The sequence below is a fragment of the Candidatus Palauibacter sp. genome, assembly GCF_965197445.1.
Taxonomy (GTDB): Bacteria; Gemmatimonadota; Gemmatimonadetes; order Palauibacterales; family Palauibacteraceae; genus Palauibacter.
In genome coordinates this window covers 1,562,915-1,579,341 of sequence record NZ_CBDANE010000005.1, presented here as the reverse complement: position 1 = coordinate 1,579,341, position 16,427 = coordinate 1,562,915, and the positions used below count along the sequence as shown (strand labels likewise).

The 16,427-nt window shown below is 68.1% G+C and carries 11 protein-coding genes and 1 pseudogene; 1 reads left to right on the top strand and 11 read right to left on the bottom strand.

Annotated elements, in window-relative coordinates:
- Positions 1 to 7: 7 nt before the first annotated feature.
- A complete protein-coding gene (locus ACN9M6_RS14215; protein WP_419163540.1) occupies positions 8 to 2,761 on the bottom strand; it encodes a hypothetical protein in 2,754 nt (917 codons plus the stop codon).
- A 92-nt stretch (positions 2,762 to 2,853) separates the two neighbouring features.
- On the opposite strand from ACN9M6_RS14215, the gene ACN9M6_RS14210 reads away from it, so the two are divergent.
- Positions 2,854 to 4,319 (top strand): IS3 family transposase gene (locus tag ACN9M6_RS14210; protein ID WP_419163539.1). Its coding sequence is split into 2 segments (ribosomal slippage): positions 2,854 to 3,232 and positions 3,232 to 4,319, totalling 1,467 coding nucleotides; the frame shifts between segments, so codons are not numbered across the junction.
- Here ACN9M6_RS14210 and ACN9M6_RS14205 read toward each other — a convergent pair.
- The 10 genes and pseudogenes from ACN9M6_RS14205 to ACN9M6_RS14160 form a co-directional block, all read right to left on the bottom strand.
- Positions 4,311 to 4,682: a sacsin N-terminal ATP-binding-like domain-containing protein gene (locus tag ACN9M6_RS14205; RefSeq protein ID WP_419163538.1), complete on the bottom strand. Its 372-nt coding sequence runs from the start codon at positions 4,680 to 4,682 to the stop codon at positions 4,311 to 4,313. The two genes, ACN9M6_RS14210 and ACN9M6_RS14205, sit on opposite strands and share 9 nt — an antisense overlap.
- 182 nt (positions 4,683 to 4,864) lie before the next feature.
- Positions 4,865 to 6,085 (bottom strand): annotated as a pseudogene (locus ACN9M6_RS14200) (ISL3 family transposase).
- Between the two features lie 162 nt (positions 6,086 to 6,247).
- The gene (locus ACN9M6_RS14195) at positions 6,248 to 7,462 is read right to left on the bottom strand and encodes a M20 family metallopeptidase (RefSeq protein WP_419163537.1); all 1,215 of its coding nucleotides are present in this window, start codon (positions 7,460 to 7,462) and stop codon (positions 6,248 to 6,250) included.
- Positions 7,463 to 7,495: 33 nt separating this feature from the next.
- Positions 7,496 to 8,995, bottom strand: a complete 1,500-nt coding sequence (locus ACN9M6_RS14190; protein ID WP_419163536.1) for an amidase — start codon at positions 8,993 to 8,995, stop codon at positions 7,496 to 7,498.
- Between the two features lie 18 nt (positions 8,996 to 9,013).
- Entirely contained in the window at positions 9,014 to 10,150 is a 1,137-nt protein-coding gene (locus tag ACN9M6_RS14185; RefSeq protein WP_419163535.1) for a serine hydrolase domain-containing protein, read from the bottom strand.
- 45 nt (positions 10,151 to 10,195) lie between these two features.
- Positions 10,196 to 10,984: a cyclase family protein gene (locus ACN9M6_RS14180; RefSeq protein ID WP_419163534.1), complete on the bottom strand. Its 789-nt coding sequence runs from the start codon at positions 10,982 to 10,984 to the stop codon at positions 10,196 to 10,198.
- Positions 10,985 to 11,057: 73 nt separating this feature from the next.
- Positions 11,058 to 12,641 (bottom strand): acyl-CoA synthetase, encoded by a 1,584-nt coding sequence (locus tag ACN9M6_RS14175; RefSeq protein WP_419163533.1) that lies wholly within the window; start codon positions 12,639 to 12,641, stop codon positions 11,058 to 11,060.
- Entirely contained in the window at positions 12,638 to 13,534 is an 897-nt protein-coding gene (locus ACN9M6_RS14170) for an FAD binding domain-containing protein (protein ID WP_419163532.1), read from the bottom strand. The genes ACN9M6_RS14175 and ACN9M6_RS14170 overlap by 4 nt, the downstream gene beginning before the upstream one ends.
- Positions 13,531 to 15,909 carry a molybdopterin cofactor-binding domain-containing protein gene (locus ACN9M6_RS14165; RefSeq protein WP_419163531.1) on the bottom strand — a complete coding sequence of 793 codons (2,379 nt, stop codon included), beginning with the start codon at positions 15,907 to 15,909 and terminating at the stop codon, positions 13,531 to 13,533. The genes ACN9M6_RS14170 and ACN9M6_RS14165 overlap by 4 nt, the downstream gene beginning before the upstream one ends.
- A complete protein-coding gene (locus ACN9M6_RS14160; RefSeq protein WP_419163530.1) occupies positions 15,906 to 16,421 on the bottom strand; it encodes a (2Fe-2S)-binding protein in 516 nt (171 codons plus the stop codon). The genes ACN9M6_RS14165 and ACN9M6_RS14160 overlap by 4 nt, the downstream gene beginning before the upstream one ends.
- Positions 16,422 to 16,427: the final 6 nt, after the last annotated feature.

Genomic DNA, 16,427 nt, shown 5'->3' with positions numbered 1-16,427 from the left:
AATCGAGTCATGTGACCACGTCGCAACAACTTGCCGCGTTCCGGGCTGCGGAAGTTCGGTCTAGGGGTCGCAGCCAGCGATCCTGCTGCTGGGCAACGACGGGATGCCCGCTTCGTTCGATCAAGATGGCTTCGCCGCACAACGGACCCGTGTCCCGCGAGGGCGCCAGATAGACCCGTTGGCGATCAGCCGATACGAGGACGCTATCCGGTGTGGTGTGTAAAGGCAGACGCCGCCAAAGATCCTCGTCCTCGATGCGTGAGAGAATCTCGTTGCGCTGTTCGATGGAGAACTCCTCGGGCACCGCAATGCCTTGGCCCTCGGTCTCGCGCAGCTTGTCAATCAGTGCGCGAGGTCTTATCGGGTGGACACCGGCCGCGTGCCACTGGCCTTCGGGAATCGCGTCGGCCAGATCCTCGGGAATCAAGCGCCATCCGTCGCCTTCGTGCAATCCGGTCCAGAGCTTGGGCCAAGCAGAATGCTGGTCATGACGGCTGACCCGCAGCCGAGCCTGATCGATCGTGCGACAGTCGAGAGTGCCGTGCAAGAGAAGTCGAAGACCACGCCGGGCGTCCTGGTCCGTGCCCGGGTCGTTCGCCTTCACGAGCAGTCGCCGACGGTCGCCAACGTCTCCCAGCCGGCCCCTGCTCACAAGCGCCACGGCCGCCAAGCAAGCGCGCACATCGTTCGCGGACGGGAGCCGGTCGTCGCTTTGCGACCTGCGCTCGCGTAGGAGGTCGTGAACCTCTTTATTGACGAGCCAGACATCCGCGTCTGGAAGCGTCGCGGCAAGCTCGGGCGCGATTCCCATCTGCCGACCGCGCAGTCCTTCTACGAAGCGGAACAGTGTTCCCGCTTCCCGCACGCGTTGGATGTCCGCCACGGAAACGGGCTTCCTCGTGCCATCGCGCGCGTCCGTCACGCCGACGACCCTAAGCCTCCGATTGCCCTCCCTCTGGAGAAAGCGCCAGCGGTCGTCAGCGGGCAAGGCGCTCAGCAGCCCCTGCGCCACTAAGAGAATCGGCTCCTGCGCTTCCTCCGCGTCATGCGAGCCAAGGGTGCGGTCCAACGCTCTGAGCCATTCGGCGAGCGCCAGCTCGTCCGGTAGGGCACGTCCGAGTTCGTACGCCTCCAAGCCCCTGGGGACCAACAAGACCGGAACGTCGATTCCCCATAAGTCCTGGAGGACCGACTCCGGCAGATCCGACGAGAGAGTTAGTCGTCTCTCCGGTGCCACGAAGCCAACGAGTCGTCGCGCTTTAGCCGCAACCTTACGGCGAGCCTCGGGTGCACCGGCGCGCAAACCATCCCTCAACACCAAGAGTAGCTTGTCTTGTACGGCCTCCGCGGACAGGCAGTCTGCCGCGCACGAGTCTAGGAAGTCGGCCAAGTACGTCATGGCCGGAGCATCCGTGAACAGTCCATGGATCCGGGACAGCAGGATCACGATCTCAGACTCATGCCACCGATATTGGGGAGACTGACGTCGTAGGCCGGGGGCTTCCATATCGTATGGCACCACGTTGCAGTCGACGAGCCTAGGAAAGACCTTCCACGGCCGCTGCGGGGCGGCGTCTGGGGGCTTGGGAACTGGACGTAGCCGAGATCGGCAATCGCCCACGATCAGTCGCCAGCCAGGACTCTCTCCGGACTGCAAGGTGCGCATCCACACGGCATTTTGGCAGACATACTGCCTGAATGACTTGAACCACCGGGACCCCATGAGGGTTTCGGCAAGCGCGCCGCACTCTTCGTCTGACAGCTTATGTTGGCTCACGTAGTGCTTCAGGGCGGGCAGCACGAGCGGTAATACGACATCCTGCGCCAATCGCTGATTCCAGCGCCTGCACAACGAGGGTTCGTCGATGCCGGAATCACCCAGAGCCTCAAGTTCTTCGTGCAGGTGTTCCGACCCCTGTATCTTCCTCCGTCCGGCATCCAGGAAGAATTGACCGTGCAGAGTCAACGAGTGTATCCGCTTTCCGTGGCCGGCTCCGTGATCGTGATCAAAGTCTTCGGAATCGCCCTCCACCGGCAGGAACACCGCCCATTGAAGTCGAGAGCACGCCGCGGCCAACGGGCCGGAAGAGAATAGGACCGCCCCCTGTGGCGACGCATTGTCCTTTTCCTCCTGTTCCCGCTGAAATGCGTCGCGGTATCGGGTGCGGGGCCACGCCTCGTGCTCCTTCATGGCGGCAAAGTCCACGTCGCAACTGTCGATCCTCACTCCAGAGAAGGAAAGCGGCGGACAACCATCTTCCAGCAGGATTTGACCGTCCACCCTAATCTGACGATCCACGTTTTCGGGAAATTCACTGAAATCGCTCAAGAGGCGTGGCGTGCCGTCGAGCCGAACGACGAAGCGATTCCTCTCCTTGTCCTCGCGTTCTATGTCCTTGTGCTCTACGCGCCGCAGATGCCGCAGCAAGGGAAGGATTGCACCGATTTCGTAGGCGAGTTTCGCGTCATCCAGGAAGGCGAGCTCGCCGGTTGGATCGTTACCGGAAGTCGGATCACCGGGAAAACGGCGGATAATCGCTCGCGATTCGTCGCCCGAGAGCAGGTGCCGTCTCTTTCGGAGAGGAAGCCACAGGAGGAACCAACTGTGGGCTCCGTGAGCGCCTTGGAAGCGCTCGCCCCAGGTCCTCAGAAGTTCCCAATCAACGCTAATCTCATTCCATTCCGGGCGATCATCTGGCTTCCAAGGAGTGAGGGCCTCCTCGTATGGATTCTCCCCATCGGATCCCACGTAGAAGAACACCTCCCTCTCTGCCAACACGCGCGAGACACGAAGGGAGAAAGAGATTAGAGTAGGGCGAGGCAGGGAGATGAAGGATGGAACGAGGAAAAGGAATGAAGTTGAACGGAACGCCCCTCCCTTCGGGGGAGGGCAAGCGAAGCGCGGCAGCGGGGCCGGATCCGGAGGTGTCGGCGAAGGCGACGCGGCGGCGTTTCACGGCGGCATACAAGCTTTCGATCGTGGAGCAGGCGGACGCCTGCCGGACGCCGGGCGAGATCGGAGAGTTGCTTCGGCGCGAGGGGCTGTACAGTTCGCACCTGTCGTCGTGGCGGAAGGCGGCGCGGGAGGGGTCGCTCAGGGGGCTGGCGAAGAAGCGCGGCCCGAGGCCCTCGGACGGGAAGCGTGAGGCGAGGAAGGTGCGGAAGCTGGAGCGGGAGAACGCGCGGCTGCGCGAGGAACTCCGCAAGGCGCGCATCATCATCGATGTCCAGGGAAAAGTTGCGGGGCTGCTGGGCGTGAGCCCCGGGGACGGGAAGCGCTCTTGAGCGCGGCCGGGGATCTGGCCGGGCATGTGGGCGTACGCGCGGCGTGCGAGGCCCTCGGGGTCGCGCGCGCCACGTTCTACCGTCGCCGGAGGCCGAAGACCGGGCAGCGGCGGCCCCGGCCGGCTCCCGCCCGGGCCCTGGGCGAAGCGGAGCGCACGGAGGTCTTCGGCGTGCTGTGCTCGCCGCGCTTCGCGGACCGCGCTCCCGCGGAAGTGTACGCGACGCTGCTGGACGAGGGCGTCCATCTGTGTTCGGAGCGGACGATGTACCGCGTCCTGGCCGAGAACCGGGCGGTCCGGGAGCGCCGGGCCCAGCGCAGCCACCCGAACCACCCGAAGCCCGAGATCGTGGCGCGCGCGCCCAACGAGGTGTGGTCCTGGGATATCACGCGGCTCCTCGGGCCGGAGAAGTGGCGGTACTTCTATCTCTACGTCATTCTGGACATCTTCAGCCGCTACGCCACCGGATGGCTGGTGGCGGAGCGCGAGACCGCCGGCCTGGCCGGACACCTGGTTGGCGAGACGTGTCTCAAGCACGGTGTTGAGCCCCGGGTGCTCACGCTGCACTCGGACAGGGGATCTCCCATGACGGCCAAGTGCACGGCGCAGCTCCTGGCCGACCTCGGCGTCACGCAGTCGCTGGGCCGCCCCCGGGTCTCGAACGACAACCCCTACTCGGAGGCGCACTTCAAGACCGTCAAGTACCACCCGGGCTTCCCCGGCCGGTTCGGTTGCATCGAGGAGGCGAAGGACTTCTGCCGGGAGTTCTTCCAGTGGTACAACACCGAACACCGGCACGGCGGCATCGGCCTGCTCACGCCCCAGCAGGTCCACCTCGGCCGCGCCCCCGAGGTGATCGAGCACCGCCGGAACGTGCTGGCCGCGGCCTACGCCGCCCGGCCCAACCGCTTCGTGGGTGGCCCGCCGAGGGCCGCGGAACTACCGGCGGAGGTCTGGATCAACCGCGCGATCCCCGTCACGGCGGCCGATGGAGCAGAGCCGGCCAACGGGCGAAAGGAGGGTTCACTAAACTGAATCGTCATGTGTCTCAAAGTCGTTGGCAGGTTCCGCCTCGCAGAGATGGAACACGCTCTTCATTCCTAGGCCGAACTTCCCGATGGTACGGGGGTCGCCTCCCTTGCTGGTAATTCCGAAGGAGCGGAGGGCGTCTGCGTCGCTCTTCGTGAAATCGCCGTCGTTAAAGAACCAAAGACCGGGGCCCTGAAGCAACGGATGAGATGCTTTCGAGAAGCCGGGATGGCGTCCGAAGATCAGCGTACGGGCTTTGGCATCGTCGGCATTCTGAATCAGCTCTTTCAGGATCGGGAAGCCGTTCTCGTAACGATCCCGAAGGTTGTCCGCAATCAGGTTGACGAAGTTCGTGGCGAATTCCTGCATCGCCTAACGAAGCCCTTGCGTGACTGCGCCACGACAGGAACGAATCGTGGCCGCGTATCCGTTTGGTCGGGACATCGTGATTCCATTTGACACCCCGGCCGAGCCGCAAGACGGGTTGGGACTTCAGACAGCGCGGCGAATCCAACTCTAAGATGGGGTAGGGCATCTGGCTCCTCGCTGTTTCAGGTGGGTAGGTTGAAGTGGAGTTTGCCGCACACGAGATAGGGCGATGGTGATGAAGTTCTCGGTGGTCCGGTAGCCTCGGGCTCTGGCCTTGGCGGCCTGGACCAAGGAGTTGATGCCCTCGATCATGCCGTTGGTGATCCTCGAGCGGAACCAGAGGAGGATGCCGTCCCAGTGCTTCTTGATCGTCTTCGCCGTGTCGATGACGGGCTGGAGACCGCTTTTGCCGACCCAAAAACACCATCTCTCGAGGTAGACCTCGGCCAGCCGGGGCGGGAGATCCCAGAACGCCTCGAAGGCGAGCTTGAACCGGTAGGCGAGGGCCGTCTTCAGGCTCCGCCGCGACGGATCGAGCAGTTCGCCGATCCACTCGCGCTGGGAGGCGGTGAGCCCGCCGCGCCTCTTGAGCCACAGGTAGCGGGTGCGGTTCAGCTCGGGGCGCTCCTTGCGCTCGGCGCGCCTCACCTCATCCACCGCCCGGTTCATGACCCGCTGCACGTGGAAGCGGTCGAAGGTGACGCCGGCCTCCGGGAACGCCTCCCGCGCCCCCTTCATGTACGCGGCCGACATGTCCATGCACAGTCTCGGACGCTCGAGGCGCGCCCCCCGTGTGCCTCGAGGTCCTCCCGGAAGCGGCGCACGACCGAAGCGTCGCGTCCCGGCGTCGCGTACAGAAGCCGCGAACGGTCCAGATCCGCGAACAGCGTGATGTAGTCGTGGCCCCGCCGGCACGCCGTCTCGTCCACCGCCACCGCGCGCACCTGGGAGAAGTCCGCCTCCGCCCGGGCCTCCCCCACGCGGCGCTTCAGCAACCGCCACAGCCGCGTGTCGTGCTCGCCCACCAGCCGGGCCACCGCCCGCACCGGCATCTCCCGCGCCAGGGCCACCACCAGCGCCTCGAACCACAGCGTGAAGCCCGAGCCCGGCTCCGCCCACGGCACCTTCGCCTGCCTCACCCCGCACGCCGGACACCTGACCCGCGGCACCCGCGCGTGCAGGTAGGCCCGGTGCTGAAAGAAGTCCAGGTGCCGCCATCGCTTCGGGCTCGAGTCGTGCGCCTTGCAGCCCTCCCGCCCGCACGAGGGGCAGTCGAACGTCCCGCCCGGCTCGAAGTCCAGATGCAGGTCCAGGCGGCGCTCCGCCGCGTCGAACTCCGTCCGCTTCACCCGCCACGGCCACTCGAGTCCCAGCGCCCGCTCGAACAGTCCACGCTCCGCCATGCCGCCGTCCCGCCCAGCCGCTCCGAGTCCCCCCAACCGCCCCGGCCGACCCCCGGAGACCACCGGGCACATCGCGGACCGGCAAGGGCACCGCCGGCCGACGCCGCCGGCACCGCCACTCTACCGCCCCTCATCCACCCCGAACAGCGAGGAGCCGGGCATCTACACCTTGGCATAGCGCGAGGGCCAGTGCAGAGCGAGGGCGGCGTTCCCGCGGATGCCCGTCGCGAGTTCGTCGATGACGATGTGTTCGTTGACGGTGTGGGCCAGGCGGTCGTCGCCGGGGCCGAAGCCGGCCACAGTCATCCCCGCGAGCCCGAAATGTCCGCCGTCCGTGGCAAAGTCCCAGACGCCCACCGGAGGTTCGGACCCGAGCGGGCCGGCCAGGACCTCGGCCGCCGTCCGAATCGCGGCATGGTCGGCGGGAAGCGAAAGCGCCGGGTTGTCCGCCGGGTACGTCATCTCGTACCCCGCGTAACTCGATCGTTCGTGCTGCGGGATCAGGATGTCGCTGCTCGAACCCTCGATCTCGCACGCGCGCAGCATGGGGAGAAGGTGCTCACGGAGCGAGGCCGCGTCCTGGCCCGTCACCGTGCGGCAGTCGAGTGTCACTTCCGCGAGGCCCGGGATGACGTTGCCGCTCGTCTGGTCCGTCCCGATGAGCGTCGGCGCAATCGTGCATGTGCCCAGGTCCGGGTCATGCGGAAGCTCCACGCCCTCGAGTTCGGCCAGGAAACGTCCCAGCACGGTGAGTGGATTGCGGCCGATATCCGTCATCGAGGCGTGGGCCATCCGGCCCCGGACCTGGACGCGCAGCTCGATCCTCCCGCGGTGTCCGCGGCGAACCTCGTTCCGGCTCGGTTCGCCGATCAGGACCAGATCGGGCCGGAGCGTCTCCGCCATGTAGCGCGCGCCGAGACCCCCGACTTCCTCCTGCACGGTCCCCGTCACATAGACATCGCCGGGAGGCCGCCTTCCGGAAGCGATGAGCCGGGCGGCTCCGTGTACCTGCGCGGCGAGCGGTCCCTTGATGTCGATTGCACCGCGGCCCCACAGCACACCGTCGTGGATCTCCCCGCCGTAGGGCGGGTGGGGCCAATCGGCCGGGTCCCCGGCGTCGACGTGATCGAGGTGGGTGTTGAACATCACGGACGGGGCGTCGCCGCGGCCCCGGATGAGACCGATGACGTTCCCGGCCTCGTCGTGACCGACCTCGTCGTACCCGAGCGCCCGCATCTCGGAGGCGACGAGCATCGCCACCTCGCCCTCTTCACCGGGCATGGACTGCGTGCGGACGAGTCGCTGGAGGAAACGGACACAGGCGTCCAGAGCGGCGCCGGACAACTCGGGAGCGGGGTTGTCGGATGACGGTGTCATGGGGCTTCTCGGATTCGGGTCCTGGGTGGCCCCTCAGGGGCCGGGTCGAACACTTGAAAGATCATCGCGAGACCGGCGCGTCAAGGTCCCGGACGTTCCCGCGGGAACGTCAACCGTCCGTGACGAGCGGCGGAAGGCCGAGGGGTCGCGTGCGGGCGATGGTCGCTGCGACCGCGAGCGCCCGAGCTTCGCCACCCGGGGCGTCACCACCTGCAGGCCTACGGGTAGTCCGGCCGGGTCCAGCCCCGCGGGCACGGACGCCACGGGGAGGCCCGGCAGCGAGAGCAGAAAGGTCGGGGCGATCCAGTCGACGTACGTCTCCATCGGCCGTCCGCCGACGGTCTCCGGATAGTTCTGCTCCACGGGGAACGGCGGGATGGCCATGCACGGCGTGAGGAGCGCATCGTAACGCTCGAACAGGCTGAGCAGGGCCTCCCGCACGCGGCGGCGCGTGTTCTCAGCCGCTCCGATCTGGGCCGGGGTCAGCGACAACCCGGACCGCAAGTTGGCCGACACGTTGGGCCCGAAGGCGTCGATCCGCTCCAGGTCACCTTCGAAATGGGAGACGAACCAGTGTCCGCGCAGGGCGAGGAACGCGTCCCGTGCGTATGAGAGGTCCAGCTCGATCTCGTCGATCCCGACGATTCCGTTTGGGCCGGTTCCCGCTGCCCGCAGCGATTCGAGAGCGTCCCGGCAACTCGCTTCCACACCGGGATCGACCCCGATGCCCGCAATGTCCCCCGCGTACGCCCACCGGCAACCGGCGAGATCCACCTCGGCGGCGTCCCAGGCGGGCTCCGGTGCGCACACCGGTGAAGCCGGATCCGGTCCCGCGATCGCGCGCAGACCCAGCGCGATGTCCCCGGGCACCCGTCCCATGAGGCCCGTAGCCTGCAGGTCGTCCCACAGGTAGGCCGCCGGAACCGTGGGGACGAGCCCCGGCGTGGGGCGAAGCCCGGCGACCCCGCAGAAGGAGGCCGGGATCCGGAGCGAGCCGCCCAAGTCCGTTCCCTGCGCGAGCGAGACCATGCCCGTCGCGAGCGCGACCGCTCCGCCTCCGGTCGAACCCCCGGCGCTCAAAGCGGGATCCCACGGGTTCCGCGTGACCCCGAACACCTCGTTCCATGTGTTGCCGCCGGCGGCGAACTCGGGGGTGTTCGTCTTGCCGAGGATCACGGCGCCGGCTTCCCGGAGGCGGCGTACCACGAGCGCGTCACGTTCGGGCACATGATTGGCGAAGAGCGGCGAACCGTACGTCGTCCGCAGACCCGCCGTCTCCGTCACGTCCTTGATGCCGACGACGAGCCCGGCGAGAGGCCCCGGGTCGGCACCGGCGGCGAGGGCGGCATCGATCGCAGCCGCCTCCGCCTCGGCGGCAGGGTTCAGCGTAACGACCGCGTTGAGGGCCGAGTTGTGCCGGTCGAGCCGGGCCTTACACGCGGCAAGCAGTTCGGCCGCGCTCAGCTCGCCTTCACGAATGCGGCGGGCTTGCTCCCGGGCGGGGAGCAGCGCCGGATCGTGTGGTTTCGTCACGGGCGCCGCCGGCCGCAGCTAGGGCAGGAACATCTGGGCGATCGCCTCCCCGTACCGCGCCGAGTCGAAGGGGAGCGCGTTCGTCTGGATCGCCACCACCACGCCGTAGTCGTTCCAGTTGCCGAGGAAGGATCGGGTTCCCTTCACGGTGCCCGTATGGCTGGGGTAGCGCCGCCCCGCCTGGTCCGTCCGGATGAACCACGCCAGCGCCTGCTCGTGGGTGATCGGCTCGCCCAGCCCGTCGGGGGTCGAGGGGTCGATCTGCCGGATCCCCGTCTCCAGCTGCGGCCGGTGCATCTCGGCCACCGTCTCCGGGCCGAGCAGGCGACCGTCGTTGATCGCGAGCGCGAAGCGGACCAGGTCGTCCACATTCGAGATGATCCCGCCGCCCGCGTACTTGTAGCTCGGGTCCTCCGGCGGCGGATGAATGAAGCGCCCGGACTCCCCGCGCACGTAGCCGTGGCCCCGGTTCTGCACCACCCGGGACGGAACGTCGAACTGCGTCGCCATCATGCCCGCCGGCTCCCACACGAAGCGCTTGAGGTATTCCTCGTAGGCCATCCCCGACGCGGCCTCGACGATACCGTGTTGCAGGTTGTGCGCGTGCGAGGAGTACATCCAGCCGGACCCCGTTTCGTAGGCCAGCGGATCATCGCGCCACAGCTCCGTCGCCTCCTGGAAGTCGTCGTAGTGCCGCAGCCTGAGCAGGTCGTGGGGGCCGAACTCGACCCCGTTGTAGTGCCGGATCCCGGAGGTATGCGTGAGGATGTGGCGCACCGTGATGGGGTGCTCCCGCTCCGGATACCACGGCATGTACGTCTGGAGCGTGGCGTCGAGGTCCACCCTTCCCCGCTCCACCAGCTGCATGAGGCCGACGACGGCCAGCACCTTCGACACCGACCCCACGTTGTGGACCGTCCGGCCGGTGGTCGGCGTGCGATTGTCGAGTTCGGCGACGCCCACGCCCTCCGAGAAGACGATCTCCCCATCCACCGCGACCGCGACCGACAGACCCGGCAGATCGTTGTCGTTCCGGACCTGCTCCATGTAGTCGAGCAACCCCTCGTACGAGTAGCTCTGCGCGGCCAGAGTCGCTGCATGAAGCAGCAGGACCGCAGACAGTACGACGGCTCTCAAAGGCCGGAGGATAGTCATTGTCTCTCTCCTCGTCTCTCTCATTTTCTCTTTCTCTTACTTTCTCTAATCCTCGAGGAAGGCCACCACGCGGCAGAAGGCGGCTTCCCCTCCCTTGAACTTCCAGGGGAAACACCCGATGGTCAACCGCCGGTTCTGGAGTTCCGGCGCGTCTATCTGTCCCCCGAGGTTCTCAATATGCATGCATTCGTGCGGAAACAGCGCATTGTGCGTGAGCTGATAGTGTTCCTCAGGGAAGAGTTCGTCCACCGCCTCGGCACTGCCGAACACGCGCTCGGCCATTGCCCGCACCCGGTCGCAGTGTCCGAAGGTGCCTTTGCCCAGAAAACGTCCGATGGGGAGGTTCATGGGATGGTCCGTGGAGATCACGTCCACGCCCCAGATCCGGATCTTCCGGTCGATGAGCCACTTCACCATGTCCGGGTGCGCCCCTGGGTGGGTGTGGACATAGCGCTCTTCGTTCGCTTCGGTGCCGAACTGCCCGAAGCGGTGCCACCCTGTGTGGAGGATGAGGAGGTCCCCGTCTCGGACTTCGACGCGGGACTCGATCATCTCGGGTGTGTACGCGGCAAGATCCGTCATCTCGTCGCGGAGGTCGACGATCACCCCATCCCCGTACAGCCACTCGAGCGGGATCTCGTCGATCGTCATCCCGTTGGTGACGAAATGACGCGGCGCGTCGAGGTGCGTACCCATGTGGTTCGACGTCTGGATGTACTGTGCGTTCACCCCGTGTTCGACTTTGCGCTTTATATATTTGACTTCGAACGGAGGATAATAGGGCCAGAAGAAGCAGTCCTGATTGAGCGGCTGTGAGAGATCGTAGAGCTTCATTGTCACTGTACTCCGCCGGTGTCCGGGTTCATGTGGCGGCCGTCTGCGCGACGGCCTGTGTGGATACGCTCCGTCATCCGGGAGGGGTACGCAATGGCTGGGCCCCGACGTCGAACAGCGCGAGCACGGCCGGCTTCTGCACTTTTCCCATGGCGTTCCGCGGGAGATCTTCGACGCAGCGCCACGCGCGCGGCACCTTGTACCTCGCGAGGCGCTCGCGCACCCACGGTTCCAGCAGCGCCTCGATCGCGTCGGGCGGCGGAGACGCGTCCGGCTCCGGCACGACCGCGGCGGCCACCCGCTCTCCCCAATCCTCGTCCGGGAGCCCGACCACGGCGCAATCCCGCACGGCCGGGTGTGAACGGAGCAACTCCTCGATTTCCACGGCGGAGATCTTATAGCCGCCGCTCTTCAGGATGTCGACGGAGCGACGCCCCAGGATCCGGTAATATCCGTCCTCGAGAACCGCTTCATCTCCCGTGCGGAACCACCCGTCGACGAAGGCGGCCTCCGTCTCCTGCGGCCGACGCCAGTACTCCGAGAAGACCATGGGACCCCGTACCTGGATCTCGCCCGATGCGTCCGGTTCGAAGGCCTCCACGCCCTCCGCCAGCACGCGAGCCGTAGCCGGGCGCACGAGGCGCAGTTCCACGCCGGGGAGAGGCTGGCCTACGCTGCCGGGCCGACGTTCGCCGTCGTAGGGGTTCGAGAGACCCATGCCGATCTCGGTCATGCCGTAGCGCTCGAGGAGGCGGTGCCCCGTGATCTCTTCCCAGCGCTCGAACACGCGGACGGGGAGCGCCGCCGAACCCGACACCAGCAGCCGCAGCGCGCCCGCGCCGCGAGACCACTTCGTCCGCCTTCGCGGGCGAGCTTCATCCCAGGCGTGCAGGAGCTTGGCGTAGATCGTGGGGACCGCCATGAACACGCTCACCTCGCCGGAGGCCAGCCGATCCCAGGTCGCAACGGGATCGAACGATCCGGAGAACTCGACGGTGGCGCCCGCGTAGAGGGGGCAGCAGAGGGCGTTGACGATCCCGTGCGTGTGGTGGAGGGGGAGGACATGGAGGATCCGGTCGTTGCGCTCCCACTGCCACGCCCCGATGAGCGACGTGATATGCGCCTCGATCTGGCCGTGCGTCGTCACGACTCCCTTGGGACGACCCGTCGTGCCGCTCGTGTAGAGGATCATCGCCCGCCGTTCCGCGGAGAGCCGCGGCAACGAGAGGGCGTCGGACGCCCGAGGCGCAGGCTCGCCCTCAGGGCCTCCGCCCACGCTGCGGAACGGGATGCCGCGGTCTCGCGCCGGATCCTCGAGGCGGCGCCCCGTCTCGCCGGCGCCCACGAGCACGGAGCAATCGGCGTCGTCGATCACGTATTCGAGTTCCCGCCCGGGGTGGTCCGGGCAGAGCGGGACGGCGATGCCGCGGGCTCGCCAGATGGCCCACTGGGTGACGACGTACTCGAACCCCGGCGCCATGAGGAAGCCCACCCGTGCGCCGTCCAGGTCGGCGGTGCCCGCGCTCGCCAGGAGTTGTCGCGCCCTGAGCCGCGACCGCGTGCGGAGTTCCCCGTAGGTGTAGGACGCGCCGTCCTGCAGCACCGCCACCCGCGCGGACCATTCCGACGGGGGATGAAGGAGCGTGGAGGTGGTCAAGCTCGGGCGCGGGCGGCGGCGCGCGAAAGCACGCGGTCCGTGATGACCCGGATCAGGTGCCGGCGATACGCTTCCGTCGCGTGCATGTCGGCGGCCGGTTCGGCGGTGTCCGCGGCGACCCCCGCCGCCGAAGCAATCGCGTCAGGGCCCGGCTCCGTGCCGACCAGAGCCTCCGCCGCCCTGTCCATGAGAGAGGGGGTGGCCCCCCCGTTCACGAGCGAGATGGCGGCCTGCCGGCAGACCCCGGCGTCGTCGAGCCGCACCCGTGCCGCCACGCCGATAATGGCGTAGTCGCCCCGGCGCCGCGCTACCTCGTCGAAGGCCGTCCCCTCACCCGATACGGGAGGGGGAACCTCGATGGCCGTGAGGATCTCGTCCGGTTCGAGCGCGGTGAAGAACGGGCCGAGAAACAACTCGGGAAGGTCAAGCGTCCGCTCGACCCGGAGGCCGGGCTCGCCATCCCGCGAGCGGCGGGCGATGTGAGCCCGCGCACCCAGAGTGAGCAGGACCGCCGGCAACTCGGCGGCCGGGTCGGCATGGGCCACGGAACCGCCGACCGTGCCCCGCGAACGGATCTGCGGGTGCGCGATGAAGCACGCCGCTTCCGCTAGAAGTGCGGCGCCTCGCGCGATGAGCGGGTCGCGCTCCAGTTGGGTGTGCCGTGTCATGGCGCCCAGGCGGAGCCCACCGTCGCTGGTCTTCTCGACCCGCGCGAGTTCCTCGATCAGGTTCAGGTCCACGAGACGCTCGGGCGCCGCGAGCCTGAAATTGAGCATCGGGACGAGACTCTGGCCTCCTGCGAGCGGGCGGGTTTCGAGAGAGTCATCCGCGAGCACCTCGAGGGCCTCATCGAGATCGGCCGGGGCCACGTACTCGAAGCGCGGGGGCTTCACGACTCCCCTCCCGAGCGCCTCGAACGCCCCTCCGAAAGCCCTCGCAGGAGTTCGAACAGGCGGCCGGGGCTCAGCGGGATGTCGAGAATCTCGAGTCCCGGGGAGATGTCCGCCAGCGCGTCCTCCACGGCCTGCGCGAAGGCCGCCGCCACGGGGATCGCCCCGCCCTCCCCCACGCCCTTCGTACCCAGCGGGTTGAGCGGGGACGGCGTCTCGATGTGCGCGGTCTCGATCGGGGGTACGTCGGTCGCGGTCGGGAGGAGGTAGTCCATGAACGAGGCGTTGCTCGTCCCGCCGAACTCGTCGAACACGAGTTCCTCGTAGAAGGCGTTCCCGATCCCCATCGCCACGCCTCCGTGGATCTGCCCTTCCACGATCGTCGGGTTGATCACGGTCCCGCAGTCATGCACGACGATGTAGCGCAGGATCTCGACCATCGCCGTCTCGGGGTCCACCGCCACGACGATGGCGTGCGTCCCGTTCGCGGTCGTGCCGCACGGCGGGCCGAAGTACGATGTCGCCTCCAGCCCCGGTTCGGTCCCCGGCTTCACGGTGCCGCGCAGGGGGTTGGCCGCGAGCGCGAGGACGCCCAGCTGGACGGAGACCTCCGGGGCGCCCTTCACGCGCGCGGCGCCGTCCGCGAGTTCGAGGTCCTCGGCGTCGACCTCGAGCGCCTCCCCGGCGTGGCGCAGGATCTTCTCGCGCACGGCCTGGGCCGCAGCGTGGATCGCGTTCCCCGCGACCACCGCCCCGCGGCTCGCGAAGGTTCCTGTTCCCCAGTGGAACTCGCTTGTATCCCCGGTGACGACCCGCACATCCGAGGGGGCGACGCCGACCGCGTCGGCCACGATCTGCGCGAAGGAGGTGAAGTGTCCCTGGCCCTGCGTGCCGACGCCGGTCGCGAGGCGAACCGTGCCGCTCGGTTCGACCGTGACCCGCGCCCCCTCGTACGGCCCGACTCCCGTCCCTTCCACGTAGTTGACGACGCCGACCCCTACCGCGCGCCCGTCCGCCTGCAGCCGTTCGCGTTCCCGCGGGAACGTCTCATAGCCGACGATGCGGGCGGCCTCGTCCAGCGCCGCCTCGTAGCTCCCGCTGTCGTACCGGAGCGGGGCGAAGTCCTGGTACATGATCTCGTGGTTGTGCGGAAGCTCCTCCGGCCCGAGCACGTTGCGGCGGCGGATCTCCACCGGATCGAGGCCCAGCTCGCGCGCCGCCAAATCGAGCAGCCGCTCCATGACGAACACGCCGTGCTGCCGTCCCGCCCCGCGTACGGGCGTGACGATCGGCTTGTTCGTGAACACGACGCGGAACTCGCTCTCGTAGTTCGGCACCCGGTAGGGTCCGAGGAGCGTGCACTGGGTGTTGATGGGGATGGTGAGTCCGTACGGGTCGTACGCCCCGGAGTCGTGCACGAACGTGTCCCGCACCCCGAGGATCCGGCCTTCGCGCGTGACCGCGATCTCGGAGTCGTGGAGCTGGCCACGCTCCTGCGTCGTCGCGAAGAAGTTCTCGTAGCGGTCCTCCACCCACTTCACGGGCCGCCCGAGCCGCATCGAGGCCCAGGGGACGAGGATCTCCTCCGCGTAGAACATGATCTTGGGCCCGAACCCGCCGCCGACGAACGGCGCGATGACCCGCATCTGGGACTCGGAAAGACCCAGAGCCGCGGCCACGACGTTGCGCACGGGGATGGGGGCCTGCGTCGTATCCCACACCTGCAGGCGGTCGGCCCGGGCGTCCCAGTCCGCCACCACGGCCCGGTTCTCGATCGCGCCCCCGATCCCGCGGTCGTAGTGGAAGCGGCGGCCCAGCACGAGGTCGGCCCGCCCGCGCGCCGCGGCGTAGTCTCCCTTCGTCTGCCGGACGTGCGCCGCGAGGTTTGATGGGAGGTCGTCGTGGACCCGCGGCGCGTCCGCTTCGAGCGCGCCTTCGAGATCCACCACGGCGTCGCGCGGCTCGATGTCCGCATCCACCAGCGCCGCGGCATCCTCGGCCACGTATCGGCTCTCGGCCACGATCATCGCCAGCGCCTCGCCCTGGTGGCGGACCCGGTCGCGCACGAGCGGCAGGGCCGTACGGGCGTTGAACACCAATCCCTCGAGCGGCGGCGGCGGAACGAGCACCGCGCCCGGGCGGCACAGCGGGCCAAGCTCCGCGGCCGTGAAGACGGCGGCGACGCCCGGGTGCGCCCGCGCGCGGGCCACATCCAGCACGCGGAGCCAGCCAGCGGGCAGGTCGCTCCGTACGAACGCGACGTGCAGTGCGCCGGGCGGCTCCACGTCCTCGACGAACTGCGCGCGGCCGGTCAGCAGACGCGCGTCCTCGGTGCGCGGCACCCGGGCCCCGACCCATGTCCCGCCCGCCCGGCTCACGGCTCGCCCTCCCCGTCCGCCGCGAGCCGTTCCGCCGCCAGCGCGACGCCCTCGACGATGTTGTGGTAGCCGGTGCAGCGGCACAGGTGTCCCGACACCGCCTCGCGGATCTCGTCCCGTGAAGGCGCGGGGTTCTCACGCAGAAACGCCGCCGTCGTCATGAGGATCCCCGGCGTGCAGAAGCCGCACTGGAGCGCGTGCGTCTCGTGGAACGCCCGCTGGATCGGATGCAACTCTTCGACCGGGATCACGGCCCCGGTCCCCGCCGCGGCGAGCCCTTCGACCGTCGTCACCTCATGTCCGTCGATCTGCACCGCGAACATGAGACAGGCCCGCACCGGCTCCCCGTCCAGGAGCACCGTGCACGCCCCGCACACCCCGTGCTCGCAGCCCACGTGCGTGCCCGTCAGTCCGACTTCGGAGCGCAGGAAGTCCGACAGCAGCAGCCGCGGCTCGATCGCGCCCGTCCACTCCGTCCCGTTGATGCGCGTGGAGATCCGAAACTCGCTCACGCCGGG

Coding starts and splice junctions, on each gene's coding strand:
- ACN9M6_RS14205 (WP_419163538.1), bottom strand. CDS start 4,682: ATGCAGGAATTCGCCACGAACTTCGTCAACCTGATTGCGGACAACCTT.
- ACN9M6_RS14185 (WP_419163535.1), bottom strand. CDS start 10,150: ATGACTATCCTCCGGCCTTTGAGAGCCGTCGTACTGTCTGCGGTCCTG.
- ACN9M6_RS14195 (WP_419163537.1), bottom strand. CDS start 7,462: ATGACACCGTCATCCGACAACCCCGCTCCCGAGTTGTCCGGCGCCGCT.
- ACN9M6_RS14180 (WP_419163534.1), bottom strand. CDS start 10,984: ATGAAGCTCTACGATCTCTCACAGCCGCTCAATCAGGACTGCTTCTTC.